This is a genomic window from Streptomyces sp. TRM70350 (assembly GCF_019219825.1).
Taxonomy (GTDB): domain Bacteria; phylum Actinomycetota; class Actinomycetes; order Streptomycetales; family Streptomycetaceae; genus Streptomyces.
On the sequence record NZ_JAHUXH010000002.1, the window covers coordinates 369,211 to 395,654 of the forward strand.

Sequence of the window (26,444 nt, forward strand, 5' to 3'; positions counted from 1 at the left end):
CCGGAGTACGTCACTGTCAGTGCCCCTGCGTAGGGTGCTGGTCATCCGCGACTTCGCGGCAACAGGGGAATGCTAAAGAGGGGAATCAGCGCGTGACCGTCAACATGACCAAGGGGCAGGCCATCAGCCTGCAGAAGAACGACGGCGGCACCCTGACCGCGGTGCGCATGGGTCTCGGCTGGCAGGCGGCCCCCCGGCGCGGCCTGTTCGGCTCGCGCACCCGGGAGATCGACCTTGACGCCTCCGCCGTCCTGTTCGCGGACAAGCAGCCGGTCGACGTCGTGTTCTTCCGCCACCTGGTGAGCGACGACGGCTCGGTGCGCCACACCGGCGACAACCTCGTCGGCGGCGTCGGTCAGGGCGGCGACGACGAGGCGATCCTCGTCGACCTGCAGCGCCTCCCGGTCCACATCGACCAGATCGTCTTCACCGTGAACTCCTTCACGGGCCAGACGTTCCAGGAGGTGCAGAACGCCTTCTGCCGCATCGTCGACGAGACCAACGGCCAGGAACTCGCCCGCTACACGCTCGCCGGCGGCGGCGCCTACACGGCCCAGATCATGGCGAAGGTGCACCGCGCGGGCACGGGCTGGTCCATGACGGCCCTCGGCACCCCGGCCAACGGCCGCACCTTCCAGGACCTGATGCCGTCGATCCTGCCGCTCCTCTGAGACGGCGGACCCGGCGAGCGGCACACGACAACAACAGCCACACAGGGGGATTGAGGCGATGACGGCCGAGCTGGTGCGGGGGCAGAACCACCCGCTCTCCCAGGCCCGCCTGGAGATCAGGGTCTCGGCCGGCAAGCCCGTCGTGGCCGTGGCGACGCTCAGCGACGAGCAGGGCAAGGTCCGGGACACGGAGCGAGTGGCCCACCCGGGCGCACCCACCCTGCCCGGACTGGAGGTGTCCCGCCAGGCGGCCGCCGCCCACCGCCTCGCGGTGGACCTGGACGCCATGCCGGACGCCGTGCACCGCGTCCATGTGCTGCTCGCCCTGCCCACCGGCGCCGGGGGACCGGCCCGCTTCGGCGCCGTGGCCGCCCCCTTCGTCGCGGTCACCGGACTCGACGGCACCGAGGTCGCCAGCTACACCATCACCGGCCTGGAAACCGAGACGGCCGTCGTCGCCCTGGAGCTCTACCGCCGTCAGGGCGCCTGGAAGGTGCGCGCCGTCGGCCAGGGCTACGCCGGCGGCCTCGCCGAGCTCTTCACCGACCAGGGCCTGCCCCAGGCCCACCAGCTCGCCGGAGCCATCCACGACGCGGTCGCCCAGGGCATGGCCCGCTCGGTGGCGGCACCCCCGCCCCGTACGGTGGGCGCGGACCGCACCCGCCAGGCGGCCGCACCCACCCCGGGCCCGGACCACGGCGGCTCGCCCTACGGCACCCAGGCCCCGCAGGGCGCCACAGGAGGACGTACGGGCTACCCCGGTGGTTCCGCCCACCCCGAGCCCTCCGCCCCCACCGACCCCTCCGCCCTCACCCAGCCCTCCGCGCCCACCGCGGGCGGCCCGATCGACTACAACCACCCGCGCCGCCGGAACTCCGTACCGCCGCCGTCCCCGCCGACCGCGCCCCCTGCGGCGCCCGGTCAGCCCGCCCAGCCCGTCGCGGGCGACGCGACCGGCTGGTCCATGGACGAGCGGCTCTGCAACCAGGTGTGGGGCATGTTCGAGGACCTCGCCCGTACCACCGCCGCGTACCGCAGCGCCGTCGACTTCGCCGAGTCGCGCATGGACAAGGAACTGGAGCAGGTCCTGTCCGACCCGCGCAGCCGGATCGGCGGACAGGCCGACGCCGCACGCGAGGAGGCCCGCGTCCGGCACGGCCGGCTCGTCGACCAGGCCCGGCAGGCCCTCGACCGGGACGTCGCCCAGCTCGCCGCCGAGGCCGACGTCGTCGAACCGGCCCTGCCACCGGCGTACGCCCGCTGGGACAACCCCGTCTGGCACGGCTACCGCGTGCCGATGGAGATGCCCATGGCCCTGCGCCTGGGCGACCTGCATCTGCCGGAGTGCGCCGAGGTGCGGATACCGATGCTGGTCCGGTTGCCGCTGGAGCGCGGCCTGTGGATCGACAGCGGTCGTGCCGGGTCCGTCGACGGTTCGTTCCACGACGCGCACGACCTGCGGCGCCTGGCGATGGAGACGGCGGTGGCGCATGTGGCGCGCCTGCTCGCCGTCCATCCCACGGGCGAGTTCACCGTGTATGTCATCGACCCGGCCGGTTCGGGAGCGCAGACGCTGGTACCGCTGGTGCAGAGCGGGGTGCTCGCGGCCCCGCCCGCGGTCGGTGCCGCCGGTGTGGCGGACGTCCTGGGCAAGCTCACGCAGCGGGTCGACCTGGTGCAGATGGCGGTGCGCGGCGGCGCGCCCGACGCACTTCCACCGGACTTCGACACCTCCCAGAACCTGCTGGTGGTCAACGACTTCCCGCACGGCTTCGACGACCGGGCCGTCACGCAACTGCGCTACCTGGCCGACGAGGGCCCGGCCGTCGGCGTCCATCTCATGATGGTCGCGGACCGGGAGGACGCCGCTGCCTACGGGCCGTTGCTCGACCCGCTGTGGCGTTCGCTGCTGCGACTGACTCCGGTGCCCGACGACCATCTCGCCGACCCGTGGGTGGGGCACGCCTGGACGTACGAGCCGTCGCTGGTGCCGCCCGGAAGCCAGGTGCTCCAGCGGGTGCTCGACCAGATCGCCGCAGCCCGTACCAAGCATCGGTAAAGCCGGGCTGAGCAGGGGATTTGAGCTTGTCTTTGCCAACTAATTTACCTTTCCTTGGTGATTGGGGTACTGTTCTGCGTACGGAGGGGAGTACTCCCTGACTACTGCGACGTACCCGTCAATACGGATCAGGCCAGATCCCGGGGCGTCGGCCCGCTTGTGGGTGGAAGAGACCTCCGGCAGCGACGACGCTGACTGACCGTTCGCCGTTACGTACTGCCGGAGGCGCAGTGGATGTTTCTGTGACCCTATGGGTCCTGACCATCGTGGGACTGGCCGCGCTCATCGCGGTCGACTTCTTCATCGGTCGCAAGCCCCACGATGTATCGATCAAGGAAGCCGGGATCTGGACCGTCGTCTGGATCGTCCTGGCCTGTCTCTTCGGCCTCGGCCTGCTCGTCTTCGGCGGCGGCCGGCCCGCCGGTGAGTTCTTCGCCGGCTTCATCACCGAGAAGTCGCTGAGCGTCGACAACCTCTTCGTCTTCGTCCTGATCATGGCGAAGTTCGCCGTGCCCTCGCAGTACCAGCAGCGGGTGCTGCTCATCGGCGTTCTCATAGCCCTGGTACTGCGCGCGGTCTTCATCGCCGCCGGTGCCGCGATCATCGCCAGCTTCTCGTGGGTGTTCTACCTCTTCGGCGCCTTCCTGATCTGGACCGCCTGGAAGCTGATCCAGGAGGCCCGGGCGGGAGCCGAGGACGAGGAGTACGAGGAGAACAAGCTCCTCAAGGCCGCCGAGCGCCGCTTCGGTGTGGCCGACCGCTACCACGGCACCAAGCTGTGGATCGAGCAGAACGGCAAGCGGGTCATGACCCCGATGCTGGTCGTGATGCTGGCCATCGGCACCACGGACGTCCTGTTCGCGCTCGACTCCATCCCGGCGATCTTCGGCCTCACGCAGGACCCGTACATCGTCTTCACTGCCAACGCCTTCGCGCTGATGGGCCTCAGGCAGCTGTACTTCCTCATCGGCGGCCTGCTGAAGAAGCTGGTCCACCTGTCGTACGGCCTGTCGATCATCCTCGGCTTCATCGGCGTCAAGCTGGTGCTGCACGCGCTGCACGAGTCCGGGGTCCACGTCCCGGAGATCGGCATCCCGTTCTCGCTCGGCGTGATCTGCACCGTCCTGATCGTCACCACGATCACCAGCCTCATGGCCTCCCGGAAACAGGCGGCGGCCGAGGCGGCGCAGGGGCCGAGCGAAGAGACCCCGAAGGACAGCGTCGACGTCTGACCATCACGGAGGCAGCGACAACCATCACTGGTGCGGTGTTCGGTGAAGTGCCGAGCACCGCTCCCGTGCTTCGAGTTCGACATGCGGAGGCCATGACGGTGACGTACGGGCGTCGTGCGACCTCCGCCGACCGTCGCCGACCGGAATGGGAGGTATGAGCCGGTCTGCGAGGGTCGCTGCATGATCGATCGGCTCAGGTCGCTCACGCATGGGTGGACGTCCGTAGTGCCGGTGCTCGCGGCGATCTCGCTGGTCCTCACCTGGGGCCGGGACGTGCCGGGCGCGGTCGTCGTGCTTGATGATGGTCGTCCTCGCGGGCGCGGTCCTCGCCGCCGTGCATCACGCCGAAGTGGTCGCTCACCGGGCCGACGAGCCTTTCGGCTCGCTCATCCTCGCCGTCGCCGTCACCGTCATCGAGGTCGCGCTGATCGTCACCCTCATGGCGGACGGCGGCGACAAGAGCGCCTCGCCGGCACGGGACACGGTCTTCGCGGCCGTGATGATCACCTGCAACGGCATCGTCGGCCTGAGCATCCTCGTGGCCTCCCCGCGCCACCGCACGGCCGTCTTCAACCCCGAGGGCACCGGCGCCGCCCTCGCGACGGTCGCCACGCCGGCCGCGCTCAGCCTCGTGCTGCCGACCTTCACCACCAGCAAGCCGGGCCCGGAGTTCTCGGCGGTGCAGCTCACGTTCGCCGCGCTGTCCTCGCTGATCCTCTACGGCCTGTTCGTGGCGACGATCCTCTACGGCCTGTTCGTGGCGACCCCAGACCGTCCGGCACCGCGACTACTTCCTGCCGATCACCCGCGAGGGCGACATGATCACCGCGGAGGACCACGCCGCGGCCCCGTCCACCCGCACCGCCTTGATCAGCCTGGGGCTGCTGTCGCTCGCGCTGGTCGGGGTGGTCGGCCTGGCATGTCGCCGACGATCGAGTCGGGCGTGGCCGCCGCCGGCCTGCACCACGCCGTCGTGGGTGTGATCATCGCGCTGCCGGTGCTGCTCCCCGAAACCATCCCCGCACTGCGCGCCGCGCGCCGCGACCGGGCGCAGACCAGCCTCGCCTCGCGCTCGACTCCGCCATGGCCAGCATCGGCCTGACCATCCCCGCGGTCGCCCTGGCGTCCATCTGGCTCTCCGGGCCACTCATCCCCGGCCTCGGCCCCACCCACATGGTGCTGCTCGCACTGACCGTCGTGGTCGCCTCCCTGACGGTGGTACCGGGCCGGGCCACACCGCTACAGGGAGGCGTCCATCTGGTGCTGCTGGCGGCGTACTTGGAGCTGGCGGTCAATCCGTGGCCGAGCGGTACGTCAGCCGGCCGCCGCCTCGGCCTCAGCCTTCGCCGCACGCACCCGCACCGGCCGCGTCTCCGGAAGCAATGCGAAGCACCCCAGGCTGAGCAGCGCGACGCCGGTCAGGTAGGCGCCCACACCCCACGGCACCCGGCCGCCCTGTTCGGCCAGTGCCGTCGCCACGATCGGGGTGAGCGCGCCCCCGAGGACTCCGCCGAGGTTGTAGCCGACCGCGGCGCCCGTGCAGCGGACGCGGGGCTCGTACAGCTCCGGCAGATACGCGGCGATCACCCCGAACATCGTGACGAACGCGACCAACGCCACCAGGAAGCCGAGGAAGATCAGCAGCGGGGCACCGGTCGCGAGCAGCGCGACCATCGGGAACATCCACAGCGCGGCCGCCGCACACCCGATCAGACACAGGGGCCGCCGCCCGTAGCGGTCGCCGAGCACCGCCGCCAGGGGCGTCAGCGTGCCCTTCATCACCACCGCGGCCATGACGCAGGTCAGCATCACGGTACGGCTCACGCCGAGCCGTTCCGTGGCGTACGCGAGCGACCAGGTGGTCACGGCGTAGAAGATCGCGTACCCGACGGCGAGCGCTCCGGCGGTCAGCAGAACCAGCCGCCAATGGTCGCGCACGACCTCGGCGAGCGGCACGCGCGCGTAGTCGTCGATGGAGAGAAAGCTGGGGCTCTCGGTGAGCGACGACCGCAGCCACAGCCCCACCACGGCCAGCACCCCGGCGGCCCAGAACGGCACCCGCCAGCCCCATGCCGCGAACTGGGCGTCGGTCAGCGTCGCCGACAGCGTCAGCATCGCGCCGTTGGCGAGGACGAAGCCCACCGGGGGCCCCACCTGCGGGAAGCTCGACCACAGTCCACGCCGGTCGGCCGGCGCGTGCTCCGCGGTCAGCAGCACGGCACCGCCCCACTCGCCGCCGAGCCCGAGCCCCTGCAGAAAGCGCAGCACGAGCAGCAGCACGGGGGCGGCCACACCGATCGTGTCGTACGTCGGTACACAGCCGACGGCGACCGTCGACGCACCGGTGAGCAGCAGCGAGCCGACGAGGACCGGCCGCCGCCCGTGCCGGTCCCCGATGTGCCCGAACAGTACGGAGCCCAGCGGCCGCGCCACGAAGCCCACGCCGAACGTGGCGAAGGCGGCCAGCGTCCCCGCCAGCGGCGAGAAGGTGGGAAAGAACAGCGGCCCCAGGACCAGTGCCGCCGCGGTCCCGTAGACGAAGAAGTCGTAGAACTCGATGGCCGTCCCGGCGAGCGAGGCGGCCGCGAGCCGCAGCATGGAAGGCGCCCTTACGGTGCGTACGTCGTGCATGCCGCGTCAACTACTCACGGTGACCACGGGTTACGGGGGCGCACGGAGGTGCGGCGCGCCTCAGCAGACCGGCGGAGGGCGAGATCACGGCGTTCATGCGGGGAGGGTACGAGGGCCACGGTGTCGGCGCACCGTGATAGACCGGGTCTGCGCAGCGGTCCTCGCGGACCGACCGACCTCGACCGGACCGGAGGAACCGTGCCCCGCACCCTGGCCAACGCCCCGATCATGATCCTCAACGGGCCCAACCTGAACCTTCTCGGGCAACGCCAGCCGGAGATCTACGGCTCCGACACCCTGGCCGACGTCGAGACCCTGTGCGCCAAGGCGGCCGCCGCGCACGGCGGCACGGTGGACTTCCGGCAGTCCAACCACGAGGGTGAGTTGGTCGACTGGATCCACGAGGCGCGGCTCAACCACTGCGGGATCGTCATCAACCCCGGAGCCTACTCGCACACGTCCGTCGCGATCCTGGACGCCCTCAACACCTGTGACGGCATGCCCGTGTTGGAGGTCCACATCTCCAACATCCACCAGCGGGAGTCGTTCCGGCACCACTCGTACGTCTCGCTGCGCGCCGACGGCGTCATCGCGGGATGCGGTGTGCAGGGGTACCTGTTCGGGGTGGAGCGGGTCGCGGCGCTGGCCGGGGCGGCACAGGCCGACGCGTAGCCCGCCAGGAGTGGGGGTTGCGTGGGCCGCCGGCCGAGGGCGGGGATCGAGGGACCGGCGGCCCATACCGCGCAGGTGCTGTCATCCCGCGCGGGGCTGCTTCCAGTTGACCGCGCAACCACGCGCGCGGGGAGCGCGCGCAGGGCACCGGCGCGTGCAGAGGATTCACACGGGGCGCGCGTCTCGCAACTCGCGCCCCCTGGCTGTGGAGTTCACCACCCGCGCGCGTGCCACTCCGGCAGAAGCGGCCGCTCCGCGCCGAGCGAGGTGTCGTTGCCGTGCCCCGGGTAGACCCAGGTCTCGTCCGGGAGGACGTCGAAGATCTTCGTCTCGACGTCGTGCATCAGACTGGCGAACGCCTTTGGATTCTTGTGGGTGTTGCCCACACCGCCCGGGAAACCCCGGAGAACACCCGGGACACATACGTGAAGTCGTGGCGGGTCTGGGAGCGGTTCACCACCGCCCAGGGCCTCCCGATCACCGAGGGCACCCGCGGCTCCCTGGTCGCGTTCGTGACGTGGATGCTCCGGGAGGGCCAGCAGAACGGGAAGGGCTACGCCGCCTCGTCACTTGCTGCCGGTTGTGCCAGAGCGGTACGCAAGTCATCTACCCGTAGCCAGCTTGCAAGCCTCTTTACGCAGACCTCTGCGGCCCGGTCGCTGTCCGCTTGCTCAGGGAAGTGTTGGCGGTTGTGGCGGTGCCCGTGGTGAGGGCGAGCCCCGCCGCATCGCGGCGGGGCTGCTCGGTTTCAGCTTGCCTGCTGGTGCTGCCTGAGTTCGTGGGTGCTGGCGGTGAGCGTGCCGTCTTGCTGTTCGTAGTGGGACAGGGCGAGACCGAGGCCGAAGAAGGTTGGAGCCCACTCGCCCACGAAAATGCCCCACCGGTCGGCGCGTGCGAGCCCGGTTCCCGGTTCCGCTGCGAGTGAGACTGCCCACGCGGCGACCGTCAGGCCGATGGAAGCGAAGGCAGCCGTGTAGGCGTGCTCGCTGCGGACGCCCATCTCGTGCATCTTCTTGACCATCATGGTGCCCTCCGCCTACATGCCGGTGGAACGGGTGTTGGACTCCCGGTAGCCCTGGCGGTCGTGCTCGCGCTTCTTGCGCCACGGGATGAGACCGGCCAGGCCGAGGAGGCCGAAGAGGCCCCACAGGCCCGCGTTGTCGTCGTCCTCGTTCTGGTTGTCCTGGGCCTGAACCGTCGCGGTGGCGGCCGGCGGCATCGCCTGCTCGGCAGTGTCCTGGCTGAACGCCGTCCCTGCCGGCGCGAGAGCGAGCAGAAGGGCGATGAGTACCGTGCTGGCGGTTCTACGCATGGTGTCTCCTCTTGATTCCGGCCCCCCGGTAAACCCAGTAGTCGCCGGACATCTCCTGTATGTCCCAATACCTCAAGTAGCACACACTTCCAGTAGATATGCATGTTTAGTCTGTTCTCGTTCAACTGCCGGGGGTAGCTCCTTGCCTTGGCATCTCGCCTTTGCTGTGTGATGCCTGTTGGCCGCGAGCATCTCCACTGACGCCCTGGCAGGGGGCTCGCCTTCTACCCTTGCAATCTTCCGGCGGGCGTGCACCCATCCGCAATTTCACTCGAGCGGCAGAACGCTCATGCAGTAGGAGCCCGTGCGCCCGACGCGTATCCAACGCGGTCGTCGGCGGCACAGGGCGCAGTTGGTTGTCGGCTGGACAATCTGCCTGCCCTTGGTGCCTCCTGTGCAGGCCGCGAATGAATAGAAGATAAGTGACTTTTCAGAACGAATCAGCACGTACAGGGCGGGTACGCGGCCGTTGAAGCGCCAGCGCGAAAGGGGGCGGCGATGAGCAGGCCGGAGCGGAAGGGCAGGGGATCGAGGGGCAGTGTCGGCTCCTTCTCGCCTGGGGTGCACAGTCGTCAGGATCTCCGGCCGGCCGTGGCGGCCCGGCGAATGCGTTCGCAACCGTCCGGTCGCCGAAGGGCCTCCCGCGGGTGCATAGCATCGAATATCGTGGTGCGTACATTTGTGCGATTCCTTATGGCTATGCTGCTGACGACTGCGGGCCTGATCCTGACCTCTGCGAACGCCGCCTTGGCCGACGCCCCGGTCGACTTGTCACGGGAAGGACAGATCACGGACCGGGTCGGGGCACTCGGCAACCGGGAACCTGAAGTCGCCCGGGCGCTGGCCCGGCTGGCCGACGAACACCAACTCCAGCTGTTCGTGGTGTACGTGAGCGATTTCTCCGGCCGCTCCCCACAGCAGTGGGCGAACGCGACAGCCGTAAGGAACGGGTTCGGCGCCGACGACGCGCTGCTCGCCGTCGCCACCAGCGACCGGCAGTACTCCTACTACGTGGACGCCGGCTCGCCGCTGACACGGCAGGACCTGACTGAGGTCGACGCAACAGCCGTCGCGCCGGCGCTGCGGCAGAACGACTGGGCGGGAGCGGCGATCGGCGCAGCCCGGGGATACGACGCGGTGCTCTCAGGTCAGCCCGCGCCCACGCTGGACGTGACGCCCGGAGGGGCGGACCCGGGTCAGGGCGAGCAGGTAGGCGTCGGCACAGGCAACTGGCTCCTTCTGCTTTTGGTGCTCGTTCCAGTGGCCCTGGCCGCGTTCGCCTTGATCAGACGCAGGTCGCGCAGGGCCGCCGGGCCGCGAGGCGGCGAAGAGACGTGGGGCGGGCCGTCCCCGAAGTCGCTGGCGGATCTCGACGCACAGGCGCGCCAGGCTCTGGTGCGAACCGACGACGCGGTGCGCACCAGCCAGGAGGAACTGGGCTTCGCCGCGGCGCAGTTCGGCGAGGAGGCGACCCAGCCGTTCACCGAAGCGGTGGAGGCGGCGAAGCGGGAGCTGACCGCGGCGTTCCGGCTGCGGCAGCAACTCGATGACGCCTACCCCGAGGACGATTCGACCCGCCTGCAGATGGTCCAGGAGATTATTGATCGGTGCGCGCAGGCCAATCGCGTCTTGGACGAGAAGGCCGAGGACTTCGACCAGTTGCGTGGCTTCGAACGCAACGCACCTCAAGCCCTGGCCGCGGCTCAGGCCGCTTTCGACACCGCGAGCAGCCGAGTGGTGCTCGCGCAGGACACCCTGGCCGCCATGCGCGAGCAGTACGCCTCCTCAGCCACCGAACCGGTAGTCACTGACGTAGAGCAGGCGGGCAGCCGACTGCAGTTCGCGCAGAACAGCCTGCAACAGGCGCGGCAGGCCGTGGAAGGCAACGACAACGGCTCGGCCGCGGTCCAGTTGCGGGCCGCAGAGGCAGCCGTGGCGCAGGCCAACCGGTTGATCGAAGCCGTCGACCGGCGAGCCCAGGAACTCGCGGACGCGGCCGGCGCGCTGCCAGGCGCATTGACCGAGACGGACGCGGATCTGGCGGAGGCGCGTGGCCTGCTGCAGGGAGCCAAAGAACTGCCGACCGCCGCCCTGCAGGGGCGCATCGCACGCGCCGAGACCGTGGCGACCGAGGTACGCAGGGCCATGGAGAGTGGCCGGTACGACCCCATCGATGCGCTGCGCCGGGTGGAGGAGGCCGATGCCGGGCTCGACGAGGCCCTCATGGGGGCGCAGGAGAGCGAGCAGGGCACACGGCGCGCCCTTGCGCTGCTTGAGCGGACGGTGCTCAGTGCGCAGTCCAGCGTCGGCGAGGCCGTGGACTACATCATCACCAACAGGGGAGCCGTCGGCAGCGAGGCCCGCACGCGGCTCGCGGAAGCACAGCGCAGGCTGCAGCGGGCCGAGGCCTTCTCCGGCCGGGGTGCCGGGGCGGATGCGCACAATGCCCTGACAGAGGCGCAGCAGGCCGACGCGCTGGCGCAGGATGCGCTGCTCCTGGCCCAAGAGGACGTAGAGGGTTTCGGCGTCGCCACCGAGCCCGGTGTGTACGCGGTCGGAAGCGGCGGCAGCGGCCTGGCGGGCGCCATGCTCGGCGGGATCCTGCTCGGCGGCTTCGGCGGTGGCTACAGCGCCGGGCCAGTCAGTTTCGGAGGCGGCGGAACACGCGCCCGGATGGGCGGCGGCCGTTTCTGACACTACCAATTCTCCCTCACCCAGATGCGCAAAGGAGAAGTGTTATGACCAAGCAGACCATCCTGGGACGGGTCGCTCAGCTCGCCCGGGCCAACATCAACGCCCTGATCGACCAGGCGGAAGATCCTCAGCTGATGCTGGACCAGCTGATCCGCGACTACACCAACAACATCAGGGAAGCGGAGCAGGCGGTGGCCACCACCATCGGCAACCTGCGCCTGATGGAACAGGATTACAAGGAGGACAAGGAAGCCGCCACCGAGTGGGGCCGCAAGGCACTCGCAGCCAGCAAGAAGGCGGACGAACTCCGCGCTGCGGGAGACCTTGTGGACGCGGACAGGTTCGACACCTTGGCCAAGGTCGCCCTGAGCAGGCAGCTGCAGTCCGAAAGGGAGGCCACGGCAGCCGAGCCGACCATCGCCTCCAACACGGCCGTCGTGGACAAACTCAAGACCGGCCTCGACCAGATGCAGCTCAAACTCGGCGAACTGCACAGCAAGCGCGACCAACTCGTGGCACGGGCGAAGTCCGCCGAGGCGCAAAACCGCATGCTGGACGCCGTCAAAAGCATCGACATACTCGACCCGACAAGCGAACTCAGCCGGTTCGAGGACAAGGTGCGCCGCGAAGAAGCCCGGGCCATGGGCAAGGAAGAACTCGCCGCCTCCTCCCTGGACACGCAGTTCGAGCAGCTCGAAGGACTCGGCGACGCGACCGAGATCGAAACGCGGCTGGCTGCACTGAAAGCCGCATAACCGCCGGCAGTCACCACTCGCCACCTGGGAGCCAGCGGTGAAGCCGCGGCGGACGAGGTCCGCTGCCTTCACGGCGGTTGGGTGCACGAACCGATGCGCTGCCAGGTCCGTGAGAGGGCCCGCCGCCGATCAGAGGACCCGCGCCCCGGCCCACCATGTGGTGCTGGACACACAGAGTGTCCACGTAGCCGCCGGGGTCCCCGCCTCCACAACCGGCCTGGACCCGGCGAACGGGTGGCCGCAAGCGGGGGGCTGGCCGTGGACGAGATGTCCGGCCTGATCATCGCCGCGTGCTGGGCGAACACGACAACGCTGCGGCATCGCCCTGCTGGACCAGGTCGCCGGGCACACCGGCGGCACCATCGAGAAGGCGCTGGTCGATCGGTCGTTGGCGAGAGAGCAGAAGCGGCATCAGTACTACCGCCATCCGCAGCTGGTCCCCAAGGCCGGAGCAGGCCCCGGCGGTGGGTTGCCGGGTTCTACAGCGACCGGAGCGCGTCGGCACAGCCGGAGCACTCCCATGGCCTCATGTTGGGTGGCAGCCACGGCGCCCCCGGTCCCTGAGGCTGGTAGTTCACCCGTTCCATGTGCTCTGTCGGCTTACCGTAGAACGTCCGGTCGTCCACGTCGCCGGGGGTCCTCCGGGTCGGCTGGTGCCGCGTGTATCGCCTCGATCCGTGAGACCGGATCGCCCGGGCCGAAGTCCTCGGACAGTTCCTCGCGTAGCTCGCGCAGCATGACGATCGCCATGTGGCCACTTTCGACGCTCACCGCGACCTGCCGCATCCCGGGCTCGGCGGAGTCCGTCCGCCGGGCCCGCCCCTTCGCTGTGGCGCATTGCGTCAGCGGCGTCCCTCGTGCTGCTGGACGAGGTTCAGGACGCCTGATCGTCACGCAGATGCTGGGGCACCGTAGTAGCAGGCGTCACGACAGGTCTTCACGCAGGGCATGAGCCAGCCGTTGTGACCGTCCCATCCCACACGACGCGCTTGCGTCCGGGGGAGGGGCAGGTCTGGCAGATGGTAGACGCCTCCTGGGGCTTCGCTGGTGCTGCGGTGAACGCGCGACCGCCCCCGCTTTGGTTGCGAAACGGGGGCGGTCGTCGTTGGACGGTTACCAACCTCGTGCGCGCCACTCCGCGAGGTGGGGCCGCTCCGTGCCGAGGCTGGTGTCGTTGCCGTGGCCGGGGTAGACCCAGGTCTCATCGGGCAAGACGTCGAATACCTTGGTCTCCAGGCCGTCCATGAGGGAGTTGAACTCTTCCGGACGTGTTGTCCGGCCAGGGCCGCCCGGGAAGAGGCAGTCGCCCGTGAACACATGCGGGTGCCCGTGCGGGTCGTCATAGACCAGGGCGATCGAGCCCGGCGTGTGCCCGACGAGATGACGGGCGGTGAGCTCCACGCGCCCCACCCGGATGGTGTCCCCGTCGTTGACCAGGACATCGGTCGGCACGGGGATGCCGGGGGCGTCGTCGCGGCCCGCGTAGGTGCGGGCACCCGTGGCTGCGACGACCTCGGCGAGCGCCTGCCAGTGGTCGCGGTGCTGGTGCGTGGTGACGACGGACGCGATGCCGTCGTCACCGATCATGCCGAGGAGCGTCTTCGCGTCGTTGGCCGCGTCGATCAGCAACTGCTCGTCGGTGGCCCGGCAGCGCAGCAGATAGGCGTTGTTGTCCATCGGGCCCACCGCGATCTTGGTGATCATCAGGTCCTTGAGCTCGTGCACGTCCGCCGGGCCGCCGACCGTCACCTGTCCGCTGTACGTCATGCCCGTCAGTCTAGGTCGGCAGGGGTACGGCGAGCAGGGCGTCCGCGCCGCTACAGCGGGGGCAGCGACGGCAACGGTCCGCCCTCGACGGTCAGCCCGGAGCCGTCGCGGCGCCCGGCGAGCCAGCCCAGCAGGTCGGCCGGGGAGCCCGTGACGGTGATCTCGGGCTCGCTCGCCCTCCGGCCCGTGCTCCACGCGCGCGTGCCGTCCGTCAGGCGGCTGGGCGGTACGTCGGGGTGGCCGGTGAACCGGTCGGCGAGGAAGTCGATCTCCCGCTCCGCGAACTCCGCCGGCAGGTCCTCCAGCTCGTAGCCGATGCCGAGGTCCACGTGGTGCAGCTCGACCTCGACCCAGCGCCGGAACGGCACCCGGGACGCGGAGTCGGTCACGCCGTTGCGCAGCTCCACGGTGCGCGACCAGTCGGCGGGCGCGGCCGCCGCGTCCTGGAAGCGAGCGGCGCTCTCCCGGACGTCGGCGAGCTGGGCGTCGAGGGGGCGCGGGGCGTCCCGCTCGATGTCGGCGTCCCGGGCCTTGCCGGAGACGTACATGGGACGGCCGTCAAGGACGTTCACGAGGGCGTCCGCGTTGCGGGCGAGATGGGCGAGTACATGACCGCGGCTCCAGCCGGGGAGCCGTGACGGTTCCGTCACGGCCGCGTTGTCCAACTTGGCCACTGCGGTGAGCAGCCGTTCCGTCGCGTCCCGTACAGACGCCAGGTCACGCGCGTGATCAGTCATGACGCCGACCCTAGCCCCGCCACACGTTCGGGTGAAGGCGGTGAACCCCGGCCGTTAATCGAATGTGCGTGCTATAGGGTCGGCAGTGGCGTCGGGCATGCTGGAGGGCCGGGGATTGTTATGCAACCCGGGAATCCGACCGGCGTTGTCAGTGGCTCCCCCTAGTCTGAGAAAGCACGGGGGCCCCGCCCCTGTCACTTCTCTCAAGAAAGGTGCGGACCGGCGTGGCCGACCGTCTCATCGTCCGTGGCGCGCGCGAGCACAACCTGAAGAACGTCTCGCTCGACCTGCCTCGGGACTCGCTCATCGTCTTCACGGGCCTGTCGGGGTCGGGCAAGTCCTCCCTGGCCTTCGACACCATCTTCGCCGAGGGCCAGCGACGCTACGTGGAGTCGCTGTCCTCGTACGCCCGCCAGTTCCTGGGCCAGATGGACAAGCCGGACGTCGACTTCATCGAGGGCCTGTCCCCGGCGGTCTCCATCGACCAGAAGTCGACCTCGCGCAACCCGCGTTCGACGGTCGGCACCATCACCGAGGTCTACGACTACCTGCGTCTGCTCTTCGCGCGCATCGGCAAGCCGCACTGCCCCGAGTGCGGCCGCCCGATCTCCCGCCAGTCGCCGCAGGCCATCGTCGACAGGGTCCTGGAGCTGCCGGAGGGGAGCCGCTTCCAGGTGCTGTCGCCGCTGGTGCGTGAGCGCAAGGGGGAGTTCGTCGACCTCTTCGCCGATCTCCAGACCAAGGGTTACAGCCGCGCGCGGGTGGACGGCGAGACGATCCAGCTCTCCCACCCACCCACCCTGAAGAAGCAGGAGAAGCACACCATCGAGGTGGTCGTCGACCGCCTCACGGTGAAGGACTCGGCCAAGCGCCGCCTCACCGACTCCGTGGAGACCGCCCTCGGCCTGTCCGGCGGCATGGTCGTGCTCGACTTCGTCGACCTCCCCGAGGACGACCCCGAGCGCGAGCGCATGTTCTCGGAGCACCTGTACTGCCCGTACGACGACCTGTCCTTCGAGGAGCTGGAGCCCCGCTCCTTCTCCTTCAACTCGCCCTTCGGCGCCTGCCCCGAGTGCACCGGCATCGGCACGCGCATGGAGGTCGACCCCGAGCTGATCGTCCCGGACGAGGACAAGACCCTCGACGAGGGCGCCATCCACCCCTGGTCGCACGGGCACACCAAGGACTACTTCGGCCGCCTGATCGGCGCCCTCGCAGACGCGTTGGGATTCCGGACCGACATCCCCTTCGCGGGCCTGCCGCAGCGCGCGAGGAAGGCACTGCTGTACGGCCACAAGACACAGATCGAGGTCCGCTACCGCAACCGGTACGGCCGCGAGCGGGTGTACACCACGCCCTTCGAGGGCGCCGTCCCCTTCGTCAAGCGCCGGCACAGCGAGGCGGAGAGCGACGCCAGCCGCGAGCGCTTCGAGGGCTACATGCGCGAGGTGCCCTGCCCCACCTGTGAGGGCACGCGCCTGAAGCCGATCGTCCTCGCGGTCACGATCATGGGGAAGTCGATCGCCGAGGTCTCCGCGATGTCGATCAGCGACTGTGCGGAGTTCCTGGGCGAGCTGAAGCTCAGCGCGCGCGACAAGAAGATCGCCGAGCGCGTGCTGAAGGAGGTCAACGAACGCCTGCGGTTCCTGGTCGACGTCGGCCTCGACTACCTCTCGCTGAACCGCGCGGCCGGCACCCTGTCCGGCGGCGAGGCCCAGCGCATCCGCCTGGCCACCCAGATCGGCTCCGGCCTCGTCGGCGTGCTGTACGTCCTCGACGAGCCGTCCATCGGCCTGCACCAGCGGGACAACCACCGGCTGATCGAGACCCTGGTCCGGCTGCGCGACATGGGCAACACGCTCATCGTCGTCGAGCACGACGAGGACACCATCAAGGTCGCCGACTGGGTCGTCGACATCGGCCCCGGCGCGGGCGAGCACGGCGGCAAGGTCGTGCACAGCGGCTCCCTCAAGGAACTGCTCGCCAACGAGGAGTCGCAGACCGGTCAGTACCTCGCCGGGAAGAAGTCCATCCCGGTGCCCGACATCCGGCGGCCCCGCGACCCGTCCCGGCAGCTCACCGTGCACGGCGCCCGGGAGAACAACCTCCAGGACATCGACGTGTCCTTCCCGCTGGGCGTGTTCACCGCGGTCACGGGCGTGTCCGGCTCCGGCAAGTCGACGCTGGTCAACGACATCCTGTACACACACCTGGCCCGCGAGCTGAACGGCGCGCGGAACGTCCCCGGGCGGCACACGCGCGTGGACGGCGACGACCTCGTCGACAAGGTCGTGCACGTCGACCAGTCGCCCATCGGCCGCACCCCGCGGTCCAACCCGGCGACGTACACCGGCGTCTTCGACCACATCCGCAAGCTGTTCGCCGAGACCACCGAGGCGAAGGTCCGCGGCTACATGCCCGGCCGCTTCTCCTTCAACGTCAAGGGCGGCCGCTGCGAGAACTGCGCGGGCGACGGCACGATCAAGATCGAGATGAACTTCCTCCCGGACGTCTACGTCCCGTGCGAGGTCTGCCACGGCGCCCGCTACAACCGGGAGACCCTGGAGGTCCACTACAAGGGCAAGTCCATCGCCGAGGTCCTGAACATGCCGATCGAGGAGGCCCTGCACTTCTTCGAGGCCGTCCCCGCGATCGCCCGCCACCTGAAGACACTGCACGACGTGGGTCTCGGCTACGTCCGCCTCGGCCAGTCGGCGACCACCCTCTCCGGCGGTGAGGCCCAGCGCGTGAAGCTCGCCAGCGAGCTCCAGAAGCGCTCCACCGGACGCACCGTCTACGTCCTCGACGAGCCGACCACCGGTCTGCACTTCGAGGACATCAGCAAGCTGCTGAGGGTCCTGTCCGGCCTGGTCGACAAGGGCAACACCGTCATCGTCATCGAGCACAACCTCGACGTGATCAAGACCGCCGACTGGATCATCGACATGGGCCCCGAGGGCGGCGCGGGCGGTGGCCTCGTCGTCGCGGAGGGCACGCCGGAGGAGGTCGCCGCGGTGTCGACCAGCCACACCGGCAAGTTCCTGCGGGAGATCCTCGGCGCGGACCGGATCAGCGACGCCACCGAGGTGAAGGCTCCGCGCAAGACCGCCGCCAAGAAGACGGTGGCGGCCACGGCGGTCAACAACAGGTCGACGACGAAGAAGGCGGCCGCGGTGACCAAGAAGGTCACGCCCGCCAAGAAGGCGACACGGGCTCGGAAGGCCTGACGCACATGGGCGGTGCCCTGCGGGAACTCCCGCAGGGCACCACCCATGACCCAGTGATACCGACCTCTACAGCTCACCCAGCTCCGACGCATACGGCGGCTCCGCCCCCGCCCGTGAGCAGGTGATCGCCGCCGCACGGGCCGCGAACCGCAGCAGCCGGGTCCAGGCGTCCGCGTCGAGGGCGTCGAGGGCCTCGGCGGACAGGGCGTTCCAGCTCGACAGGCCGTGCAGGAGGGCCGCGTTGACGGTGTCACCGGCACCGATCGTGTCCACCACCTCGACTTGCTCACCCGGCACGGAGTGCTCCCCGCCGTCCCGGGTGAAGACGGTCAGCCCGTCGCCGCCCCGGGTGATCACCACTGCCGAGGGTCCCGCCGCCAGCCACTCGCTCGGCGAGCCGCCCAGCCACCCCGCGTCGTCCTCGGAGAGCTTCAGCAGCGTCACCGAGGGCAGCCAGCCCAGGAACCGGGCCCGGTAGGCGTCCGCGTCCGGGATCAGTCCGGCCCTGATGTTGGGGTCGAGCGCGGTGAACACGCCCTGCGCGGCCGCGGTGCGCATCAGGTTCTCGTAGGCGCTCGCCCCCGGCTCCAGAACCAGCGAACAGGTACCGAAGGACACCGCGCGTGTTCCGGTGGGGAGGCGGTCCGGCGCCGTGAACAGCCGGTCGGCGGTGCCGTCGACGTAGAAGGAGTACGCGGCCGAGCCGTTCCCGTCGATCGTCGCGACCGCGAGCGTGGTCGGCTCCGGGCCGCGCTGCACGGCCGAGACGTCCACACCGGCCTTGCGCAGCCCGTCGAGCAGGGCTTCGCCGAAGGCGTCGGTGGAGGTGCGGGAGCAGAAGGCCGTGGGTGAGCCGAGTCGGCCGAGCGCCACGGCCGTGTTGTACGGACCGCCGCCGAGAGCGGGCCGCAGTCCGGCGAGGGCGCCCGGGCCCTGCGGTACCAGGTCGATCAGGGCCTCACCGGCGACGACGATCACGAGTCGGGTCCTTTCTCGGGGCAGCCGCAGGACGTGCGGTGGACGAGGGTGCAGGGCAGCCGCACGGTCCGGCTGGGCCGGTCCGGAGCGGCGAGACGTTCCAGCAGGACCCGCACGGCCTGGGCGCCGAGGTCCTTGCTGGGCTGGGCGATCGCGGTGAGCCGGGGTGAGAACAGGTCCGCCCAGAGGAAGTCGTCGAAGCAGCACAGCGCGATGTCGCCGGGCACGGACAGACCCCGCTCGCGCAGCGCGCGCAGGGCGCCGATGGTCATGGCGTTGTTGGCGGTGACAAGAGCCGTGGGCGGCGCGGCGAGGGAGAGCAGGGCGGCGGTCGCCTCCGCGCCGCCGGCCGACTCGGAGTCGCCGTGCACGACGAGCCGCTCGTCGTGGGGCAGTCCGGCGGCGGCGAGACCGTGCCGGTAGCCGGTGATCCGCTCGGCGGTCGTACTCAGCCCGCGGCGGCCCGCGATCAGGGCGATACGGCGGTGGCCGAGTTCGGCGAGGTGCGTGACGAGGCCTGCCACCGGCTCCGTGCTCTCCGCGCAGATCTGGTCGAAGCGCGGCGTGCCGCTCGCCGGATCGTCGACCACGCGGTCCAGGAGCACCGTCGGCACCTTGTGCCGGTGCAGGTAGGAGAGCAGTTCGCGGGGGGACGAGGACGGGGCGACGATCAGGCCGTCCACGCGTCGCTCGTGCAGCAGCTGGACGACCTTGCGCTCGTGCTCGGGATCGTCGTGCGGGTCGGCGATGAGAAGGCTGTAGCCCTGCTCCAGGGCGGTCGCCTCGACGCCCTGGAGGATCTCGGTGAAGTACGGGTTGCTGATGGCCGACACCGCGAGGCCGATCGAGCGGGTGCGGGAGGTCACCAGGGAGCGGGCCAGGGTGTTCGGGGTGTAACCGAGCTCGTCGACGGCGTCCAGGACGGCCTGGCGGGTCTGTGGGAGGACCGGTCGGGTGCCGTTCAGGACATGGGAGACGGTCGCCACGGAGACACCGGCGCTGCGCGCCACGTCCGCCATCGTCGCCATGGTGTCCCCTCCGCGAAAGCGCCCGTGCCGGGCCGCGCCGATCCTGGCGAGGACGGTATCCCATTCAGCCCCGGACGTAAACGCTTGCGCAAACGCTTACGTCACCCGAAACTCACCCACCGTCCCACTCCCACCCGATCCCCACGATCCCCGCCCGCACCCGCGGCTCCACAAGGTGCACCGAGTGGTGCCGCCCGGTCAGCGGCAGGTCCTGGCGGCCGCTGCGCGGGGCCGCCGCCGAGTGCTGGGTGAACCGGTGACAGCGCACCGGCAGGGCGTTCTCGTCGAACCGCACCTGAAGGGCGTACTGGCCGCCGGCGGGCCCGAAGGCGCGGACGTACTCGCGTGACACACCGGCGGTGCCGTCCTCGACGCCGTAGCGGAACAGGAAGGTGTCGCCGGCCCGCAGCCGGGTGTCGAAGAGCAGCTCGGCGACCAGGATCCCGGTCTCGTGGTGCCAACGGACGCGCCCGGTGCGGCAGTTGTCCAGGGCCTGCACGGCCGTCCGGTCCGGTGCGCAGCCGGGGTCGCCGTGGTGGACGGCCACGAAGCGGTCGACGCCGTCCCGGTGCGCGCGCACGATGTGGTGCGACTCGCGCCCCAGCAGTTCGCGGCGCGCCCCGATCCGTACCCGCTCGTGCAGCCCGAGCATGTGCAGGCCGCCGTCGAGCGGTGCGCCCAGCTCGGCGAGCAGCCGTTCCAGGACGCCCGAGGCCTCGACGAGGGACCGGTAGGAGCGGCCCTCGCGGCGGCGCCTGGACACGCGGTCGTCGGTCGGCTCGGCGAGCAGCCGGATCAGCGACTCCTCCGGGAGGTGGAGGATCTCCTCCAGGGCCCGGACGGCGCGCAGCGACTCGGGGCGCTGGGGGCGGCGCGCGCCCTGCTGCCAGTAACTCAGGCTCGTGACGCCCACTTTCACGCCGTACCGCGTCAGATGGTGCTGCACCCGCTGCAGCGGCAGTCCACGGGCGGCTATCGCGGCGCGCAGCGCGACGTGGAAGGGGCCGCCACGCAGGGCCGTGTCCAGTTCGGAGCCCGGCTCCGTGTCCAGTTCCGCGGGGACGACGTCCGCGTGCGGTGTGGCGTGCGGCATGCAGGGGCCTTTCTGTGCTGGAGCACAACGGCTGGTCGGTCCGTTCGCGCAGGTCGTCCGGGTCACCCGGGCGGCGCCGGGCCGTCTGCACATCCGTACGCCGCCGTTCACGGTCCCGAGTTCCTCCGCATTGAAGCGTGTTGACCATGCCGCGACAACACCTGATGCCCAACCGTGGTGTGCTCGTGGCCGAGGTTCGACCGCTGCCCCGCAGGTGATCGTTTACCGGTCCGACCGGCGGTGCGGTGGGCGTTGTCCACAGGCCCGCCGGAGTGTCACTGCTCGCCAGTAGGGTGTGAGACATGGCCGATCCCTCCAGCTACCGCCCCAGGCCGGGAGACATCCCGGACTCCCCCGGGGTGTACCGGTTCCGCGACGAGCACCGCCGGGTGATCTACGTCGGAAAGGCGAAGAGCCTGCGCCAGCGCCTGGCCAACTACTTCCAGGACCTGGGCGGCCTGCACCCGCGCACCCGGAGCATGGTCACCACGGCCGCGTCCGTGGAGTGGACGGTGGTCTCCACGGAGGTCGAGGCACTGCAGCTGGAGTACTCCTGGATCAAGGAGTACGACCCCCGGTTCAACGTCAAGTACCGCGACGACAAGAGCTACCCGTACCTCGCGGTGACGATGAACGAGCAGTACCCGCGCGTGCAGGTGATGCGCGGCCACAAGAAGAAGGGCGTGCGCTACTTCGGGCCGTACGCGCACGCGTGGGCCATCCGGGACACGGTCGACCTGCTGCTGCGCGTCTTCCCGGTGCGCACCTGCTCGACGGGCGTCTTCAAGAACGCCCACCGCACCGGCCGCCCCTGCCTGCTCGGCTACATCGGCAAGTGCTCCGCGCCCTGCGTCGGCCGGATCTCCGACGAGGACCACCGGGAGCTGGCGGAGGAGTTCTGCGACTTCATGACGGGCCGTACGGGCACGTACCTGCGCCGTCTGGAGAAGCAGATGACGGAGGCGGCCGAGGAGCTGGAGTACGAGCGGGCGGCCCGGCTGCGTGACGACATCGAGGCCCTGAAGAAGGCCATGGAGAAGAACGCGGTCGTGCTCGCCGACGCGACCGACGCCGACCTGATCGCCGTGGCCGAGGACGAGCTGGAAGCGGCCGTGCAGATCTTCCACGTCCGTGGCGGTCGCGTCCGCGGCCAGCGCGGCTGGGTCACCGACAAGGTCGAGGAGATCACCACCGGCGCCCTGGTGGAGCACGCCCTCCAGCAGCTCTACGGGGAGGAGACCGGCGACGCGGTCCCCAAGGAGGTCCTCGTCCCGGCGCTGCCCGACCCGGTGGAGCCGGTGCAGGAGTGGCTCACCGTGCGGCGCGGCTCGAACGTCTCGCTGCGCATCCCCCAGCGTGGCGACAAGAAGGCCCTGATGGAGACCGTGCAGCGCAACGCCCTCCAGGCGCTCGCGCTGCACAAGACCAAGCGCGCCTCCGACCTGACCACGCGCTCGCGCGCGCTGGAGGAGATCGCCGACGCCCTGGACCTGGACAGCGCCCCGCTGCGGATCGAGTGCTACGACATCTCGCACCTCCAGGGCGACGACGTGGTGGCCTCCATGGTCGTCTTCGAGGACGGGCTGCAGCGCAAGAGCGAGTACCGCCGGTTCCAGATCAAAGGCTTCCGGGGCCAGGACGACGTCCGCTCGATGCACGAGGTGATCACCCGCCGCTTCCGGCGCTACCTCGCCGAGAAGGAGAAGACGGGCGAGTGGGCCGACGGTGAGCCGGGCCTCACGAACGGCCACACGGACGGCGCCACCGGCGACGGCAGCACGAGCGGCCTCACCGACGGCAGCACCAACGGTGACACCAACGGCCTCGTCAGCTCCCTCACCGAGGACGACGGCCGCCCCAAGCGCTTCGCCTACCCCCCGCAGCTGGTCGTCGTCGACGGCGGGCAGCCGCAGGTCGCCGCCGCCCAGCGGGCCCTGGACGAGCTCGGCATCGACGACATCGCCGTCTGCGGCCTCGCCAAGCGCCTGGAAGAGGTCTGGCTGCCCGGCGAGGACGACCCGGTCGTCCTGCCCCGCACCAGTGAGGGCCTCTACCTGCTGCAACGCGTCCGCGACGAGGCGCACCGGTTCGCGATCACCTACCAGCGCAGCAAGCGCGCCAAGCGCGTCCGCTCCAGCCCCCTGGACGACGTACCGGGGCTCGGCGAGACCCGCAAACAGGCGCTGATCAAGCACTTCGGGTCGGTGAAGAAGCTGCGCGCCGCGACCATCGACCAGATCTGCGAGGTTCCGGGCATAGGCCGCAAGACGGCCGAGACGATCGCCGTGGCGCTCGCCCGGACGGCCCCGGCCGCACCCGCCGTGAACACGGCGACTGGAGAGATCATGGATGACGTGGAGGACGGGGCACCCGAGACGACGGCGGGTACCCCAGGGACGCCCGTGCCCACGGGCGCCCCGGACGAGCGACGGGGGCAGGAGAGATGACCGAACACGACAAGCAGTCCACAGCCCAGCGAGATCAGGAAACCGAGGAAACACACAAGGTGACCCACGAGGATCGCACCCGGCAGGACGCGCCCCAGGACGACGGAGCACAGGTGGGTACGGGCATCGAAGCAGGCGGGGTCCCCGAAGCGGCCATCCCCGAACTGGTGATCATCTCGGGCATGTCCGGAGCCGGACGCTCGACGGCCGCGAAGTGTCTGGAGGACCTCGGCTGGTTCGTGGTCGACAACCTTCCGCCCGCGCTGATCCCCACCATGGTGGAGCTCGGTGCCCGTTCGCAGGGCAATGTGGCGCGGATCGCGGTCGTCGTCGACGTACGCGGCCGGCGTTTCTTCGACAACCTGCGCGAGTCCCTCGCCGACCTCGACACCCGCGGGGTCACCCGGCGGATCGTCTTCCTGGAGTCCTCCGACGAGGCCCTGGTGCGCCGCTTCGAGTCGGTGCGCCGCCCGCACCCCCTCCAGGGCGACGGCCGGATCGTCGACGGCATCGCCGCCGAGCGCGAGCTGCTGCGCGAGCTGCGCGGCGACGCCGACCTGGTGATCGACACCTCCAGCCTCAACGTGCACGAGCTGCGCGCCAAGATGGACGCCCAGTTCGCGGGCGAGGAGGAGCCCGAACTGCGGGCCACCGTCATGTCCTTCGGCTACAAGTACGGCCTGCCGGTCGACGCCGACCTCGTCGTCGACTGCCGCTTCCTGCCCAACCCGCACTGGGTCCCGGAGCTGCGCCCGTTCACCGGCCTCAACGAGGAGGTGTCGGGTTATGTCTTCAACCAGCCCGGCGCGAAGGAGTTCCTCGACCGGTACGCCGAACTGCTCCAGCTCATCGCGACCGGATACCGGCGTGAGGGCAAGCGATACGTGACCATCGCGGTCGGCTGCACCGGCGGCAAGCACCGCTCGGTCGCGATGTCGGAGAAGCTCGCCGCGCGCCTGGCGGCCGAGGGCGTGGAGACGGTGGTCGTGCACCGGGACATGGGACGGGAATGACGGGACGTACGTTGCGGCTGAGCCGGCTGCGCAGGGTCACCCCCGAGGGGCGGGCCGGCCGGCTCACCGAGTCCCGGGGTGGCCGGGCGCGCCGCCGGGGCACCCAGCCCAAGGTGGTCGCCCTCGGCGGCGGTATGGGACTGTCCGCCTCGCTCGCCGCGCTGCGCCGGATCACCGGCGACCTCACGGCCGTCGTCACCGTGGCCGACGACGGCGGCTCCAGCGGCCGGCTCCGGGACGAGCTGGGCGTGCTGCCGCCCGGCGATCTGCGCAAGGCGCTGGCCGCGCTGTGCGGTGACGACGACTGGGGTCAGACCTGGGCCCGGGTCATCCAGCACCGCTTCCAGTCCAAGGGCGAACTGCACGACCACGCGGTCGGCAATCTGCTGATCGTCGCCCTGTGGGAGCAGCTCGGCGACCACGTCCTGGCCCTCGACCTGGTCGGCAAGCTGCTCGGCGCGCACGGGCGCGTGCTGCCCATGTCCGCCGTGCCGCTGGAGCTCCAGGCGCTGGTCAAGGGGCACGACCGGGAGCGGCCCGATGGCATCGACACCGTCCGCGGGCAGGCGAACGTCGCCCTCACCCCCGGCGAGGTGCAGTCCGTGCACCTGGTGCCGAACGACCCGCCCGCCGTCCCGGAGGCCGTCGAGGCGGTGCTGGACGCGGACTGGGTGGTGCTCGGCCCCGGCTCCTGGTTCTCCTCGGTCATCCCGCACCTGCTCGTGCCCGAGCTGCTGGACGCCCTGACGGAGACGAAGGCACGCCGGGTGCTCTCGCTGAACCTCGCCCCCCAGCCCGGAGAAACCGAGGGCTTCTCCCCGCAGCGTCATTTGGAGGTTTTGGGACGACACGCCCCTAAACTCGCCCTGGACGTGGTGCTGGCCGACGAGGCCGCCGTGCCCGACCGCGACTCGCTGACCGACGCCGCCAAGCGTTTCGGCGCCGCGGTCGAGCTGGCGCCGGTGGCCCGGACGGACGGAACTCCGCGGCACGACCCGGAGCTGCTGGCCGCCGCGTACGACCGTATTTTTCGGATGCATGGAAGGATCGGCCCATGGCGATGACGGCAGCGGTGAAGGACGAGATCTCCCGGCTCCCCGTCACCCGGACCTGCTGCAGGAAGGCGGAGGTCTCCGCCATTCTGCGGTTCGCCGGCGGCCTTCACCTGGTCAGTGGGCGCATCGTGATCGAGGCGGAGCTGGACACCGCGATGGCGGCGCGGCGGCTCAAGCGGGACATCCTGGAGATCTTCGGGCACAGCTCGGAGCTGATCGTGATGGCGCCGGGTGGCTTGCGGCGCGGATCGCGGTACGTCGTGCGGGTCGTCGCCGGTGGCGATCAGCTGGCCCGGCAGACCGGCCTGGTCGACGGCCGGGGCCGGCCGATCCGGGGTCTGCCCCCGCAGGTGGTCTCGGGGGCCACCTGTGACGCCGAGGCGGCCTGGCGCGGGGCCTTCCTGGCGCACGGTTCGCTCACCGAGCCCGGCCGCAGCTCCTCCCTGGAGGTGACCTGCCCGGGCCCCGAGGCCGCGCTCGCCCTGGTCGGCGCCGCCCGCCGCCTGTCGATCGCCGCGAAGGCCCGTGAGGTGCGGGGCGTGGACCGGGTGGTCGTCCGGGACGGTGACGCGATCGGCGCGCTGCTCACCCGGCTCGGCGCCCATGAGTCGGTGCTGGCCTGGGAGGAGCGGCGGATGCGCCGCGAGGTGCGTGCCACCGCCAACCGGCTCGCCAACTTCGACGACGCCAACCTGCGCCGCTCCGCGCGCGCGGCGGTCGCCGCCGGGGCCCGGGTCGCCCGCGCGCTGGAGATCCTCGGTGACGACGTCCCCGAGCACCTCGCCGCGGCCGGCCGGCTGCGCATGGAGCACAAGCAGGCCTCGCTGGAGGAGCTGGGCGCGCTGGCCGACCCGCCGCTGACCAAGGACGCCGTCGCGGGCCGTATCCGCCGCCTGCTGGCGATGGCCGACAAGCGTGCGGCCGACCTGGGGATCCCGGGTACGGAGGCGAACCTCACGGAGGAACTGGCCGACAACCTCGCGGGGTGACCCTGCACGGGCAGGGGTGACCTGAAGGGCAGGGGTGACCTGGGGTCAGGGGAGACCTGAAGGGCCACAAGACGCCGGTGAAGA

General features: G+C 70.4%; 20 protein-coding genes and 2 pseudogenes. 12 read left to right on the forward strand and 10 right to left on the reverse strand.

What is annotated here, in order from left to right:
• Window positions 1-92 precede the first annotated feature (92 nt).
• The 4 genes and pseudogenes from KWI83_RS05010 to KWI83_RS05025 form a co-directional block, all read left to right on the forward strand.
• A complete protein-coding gene (locus KWI83_RS05010) occupies window positions 93-671 on the forward strand; it encodes a TerD family protein (protein WP_218513035.1) in 579 nt (192 codons plus the stop codon).
• 58 nt (window positions 672-729) lie between these two features.
• Complete coding sequence (locus KWI83_RS05015) at window positions 730-2,730, forward strand: TerD family protein (RefSeq protein ID WP_218513036.1); 2,001 nt, start codon at window positions 730-732, stop codon at window positions 2,728-2,730.
• A gap of 230 nt (window positions 2,731-2,960) precedes the next feature.
• The gene (locus KWI83_RS05020) at window positions 2,961-3,962 is read left to right on the forward strand and encodes a TerC family protein (RefSeq protein WP_218513037.1); all 1,002 of its coding nucleotides are present in this window, start codon (window positions 2,961-2,963) and stop codon (window positions 3,960-3,962) included.
• Window positions 3,963-4,142: 180 nt separating this feature from the next.
• Window positions 4,143-5,261, forward strand: a pseudogene (locus KWI83_RS05025) (calcium:proton antiporter); the annotation flags it as partial.
• Window positions 5,262-5,276: 15 nt separating this feature from the next.
• Here KWI83_RS05025 and KWI83_RS05030 read toward each other — a convergent pair.
• A complete protein-coding gene (locus KWI83_RS05030; protein WP_218513038.1) occupies window positions 5,277-6,593 on the reverse strand; it encodes an MFS transporter in 1,317 nt (438 codons plus the stop codon).
• A gap of 198 nt (window positions 6,594-6,791) precedes the next feature.
• On the opposite strand from KWI83_RS05030, the gene aroQ reads away from it, so the two are divergent.
• Window positions 6,792-7,265 (forward strand): type II 3-dehydroquinate dehydratase, encoded by a 474-nt coding sequence (aroQ, locus tag KWI83_RS05035; protein ID WP_218513228.1) that lies wholly within the window; start codon window positions 6,792-6,794, stop codon window positions 7,263-7,265.
• 212 nt (window positions 7,266-7,477) lie between these two features.
• Here the strand turns inward: aroQ and KWI83_RS05040 are convergent.
• The 3 genes and pseudogenes from KWI83_RS05040 to KWI83_RS05050 form a co-directional block, all read right to left on the reverse strand.
• Window positions 7,478-7,663: pseudogene (locus tag KWI83_RS05040) on the reverse strand (MBL fold metallo-hydrolase); the annotation flags it as partial.
• Between the two features lie 350 nt (window positions 7,664-8,013).
• Window positions 8,014-8,289: a hypothetical protein gene (locus KWI83_RS05045; protein ID WP_218513039.1), complete on the reverse strand. Its 276-nt coding sequence runs from the start codon at window positions 8,287-8,289 to the stop codon at window positions 8,014-8,016.
• 12 nt (window positions 8,290-8,301) lie between these two features.
• Window positions 8,302-8,577, reverse strand: coding sequence for a WGxxGxxG family protein (locus KWI83_RS05050; RefSeq protein ID WP_218513040.1), 276 nt, complete (start codon window positions 8,575-8,577; stop codon window positions 8,302-8,304).
• Between the two features lie 699 nt (window positions 8,578-9,276).
• Between KWI83_RS05050 and KWI83_RS05055 the strand changes: the two genes are divergently transcribed.
• Together KWI83_RS05055 and KWI83_RS05060 are read left to right on the forward strand one after the other, a co-directional pair.
• Window positions 9,277-11,271 carry a TPM domain-containing protein gene (locus KWI83_RS05055; protein WP_218513041.1) on the forward strand — a complete coding sequence of 665 codons (1,995 nt, stop codon included), beginning with the start codon at window positions 9,277-9,279 and terminating at the stop codon, window positions 11,269-11,271.
• 44 nt (window positions 11,272-11,315) lie between these two features.
• Window positions 11,316-12,026, forward strand: coding sequence for a PspA/IM30 family protein (locus tag KWI83_RS05060; RefSeq protein ID WP_218513042.1), 711 nt, complete (start codon window positions 11,316-11,318; stop codon window positions 12,024-12,026).
• Window positions 12,027-12,626: 600 nt separating this feature from the next.
• On the opposite strand, the gene KWI83_RS38130 is transcribed toward KWI83_RS05060, so the two are convergent.
• The 3 genes from KWI83_RS38130 to KWI83_RS05075 form a co-directional block, all read right to left on the reverse strand.
• A complete protein-coding gene (locus tag KWI83_RS38130; protein WP_256361764.1) occupies window positions 12,627-12,776 on the reverse strand; it encodes a hypothetical protein in 150 nt (49 codons plus the stop codon).
• A gap of 363 nt (window positions 12,777-13,139) precedes the next feature.
• Complete coding sequence (locus tag KWI83_RS05070; RefSeq protein ID WP_218513043.1) at window positions 13,140-13,793, reverse strand: MBL fold metallo-hydrolase; 654 nt, start codon at window positions 13,791-13,793, stop codon at window positions 13,140-13,142.
• 50 nt (window positions 13,794-13,843) lie between these two features.
• Complete coding sequence (locus KWI83_RS05075) at window positions 13,844-14,530, reverse strand: maleylpyruvate isomerase family mycothiol-dependent enzyme (protein WP_218513044.1); 687 nt, start codon at window positions 14,528-14,530, stop codon at window positions 13,844-13,846.
• Between the two features lie 224 nt (window positions 14,531-14,754).
• On the opposite strand from KWI83_RS05075, the gene uvrA reads away from it, so the two are divergent.
• Complete coding sequence (uvrA, locus tag KWI83_RS05080; RefSeq protein WP_218513045.1) at window positions 14,755-17,757, forward strand: excinuclease ABC subunit UvrA; 3,003 nt, start codon at window positions 14,755-14,757, stop codon at window positions 17,755-17,757.
• A gap of 66 nt (window positions 17,758-17,823) precedes the next feature.
• Here uvrA and KWI83_RS05085 read toward each other — a convergent pair whose 3' ends face one another.
• The 3 genes from KWI83_RS05085 to KWI83_RS05095 all read right to left on the reverse strand — a co-directional run bounded on the left by KWI83_RS05085 (window position 17,824) and on the right by KWI83_RS05095 (window position 20,856).
• A complete protein-coding gene (locus KWI83_RS05085) occupies window positions 17,824-18,735 on the reverse strand; it encodes a carbohydrate kinase (protein ID WP_218513046.1) in 912 nt (303 codons plus the stop codon).
• Window positions 18,732-19,763, reverse strand: coding sequence for a LacI family DNA-binding transcriptional regulator (locus KWI83_RS05090; protein ID WP_218513047.1), 1,032 nt, complete (start codon window positions 19,761-19,763; stop codon window positions 18,732-18,734). Before KWI83_RS05090 ends, KWI83_RS05085 begins: the two co-directional genes overlap by 4 nt.
• Before the next feature lie 112 nt (window positions 19,764-19,875).
• The gene (locus tag KWI83_RS05095; protein ID WP_218513048.1) at window positions 19,876-20,856 is read right to left on the reverse strand and encodes a hypothetical protein; all 981 of its coding nucleotides are present in this window, start codon (window positions 20,854-20,856) and stop codon (window positions 19,876-19,878) included.
• A gap of 302 nt (window positions 20,857-21,158) precedes the next feature.
• Here KWI83_RS05095 and uvrC point away from each other — a divergent pair, with 302 nt between their 5' ends.
• The 4 genes from uvrC to whiA are packed head-to-tail and all read left to right on the forward strand — an operon-like array spanning window position 21,159 to window position 26,360.
• Window positions 21,159-23,303 carry an excinuclease ABC subunit UvrC gene (gene uvrC, locus KWI83_RS05100; RefSeq protein WP_218513049.1) on the forward strand — a complete coding sequence of 715 codons (2,145 nt, stop codon included), beginning with the start codon at window positions 21,159-21,161 and terminating at the stop codon, window positions 23,301-23,303.
• Window positions 23,300-24,316, forward strand: coding sequence for an RNase adapter RapZ (gene rapZ, locus KWI83_RS05105; RefSeq protein WP_218513050.1), 1,017 nt, complete (start codon window positions 23,300-23,302; stop codon window positions 24,314-24,316). Before uvrC ends, rapZ begins: the two co-directional genes overlap by 4 nt.
• Window positions 24,313-25,380: a uridine diphosphate-N-acetylglucosamine-binding protein YvcK gene (gene yvcK / locus KWI83_RS05110; RefSeq protein WP_218513051.1), complete on the forward strand. Its 1,068-nt coding sequence runs from the start codon at window positions 24,313-24,315 to the stop codon at window positions 25,378-25,380. Before rapZ ends, yvcK begins: the two co-directional genes overlap by 4 nt.
• Window positions 25,371-26,360 carry a DNA-binding protein WhiA gene (whiA, locus tag KWI83_RS05115; protein WP_218513052.1) on the forward strand — a complete coding sequence of 330 codons (990 nt, stop codon included), beginning with the start codon at window positions 25,371-25,373 and terminating at the stop codon, window positions 26,358-26,360. The genes yvcK and whiA overlap by 10 nt, the downstream gene beginning before the upstream one ends.
• Window positions 26,361-26,444 lie beyond the last annotated feature (84 nt).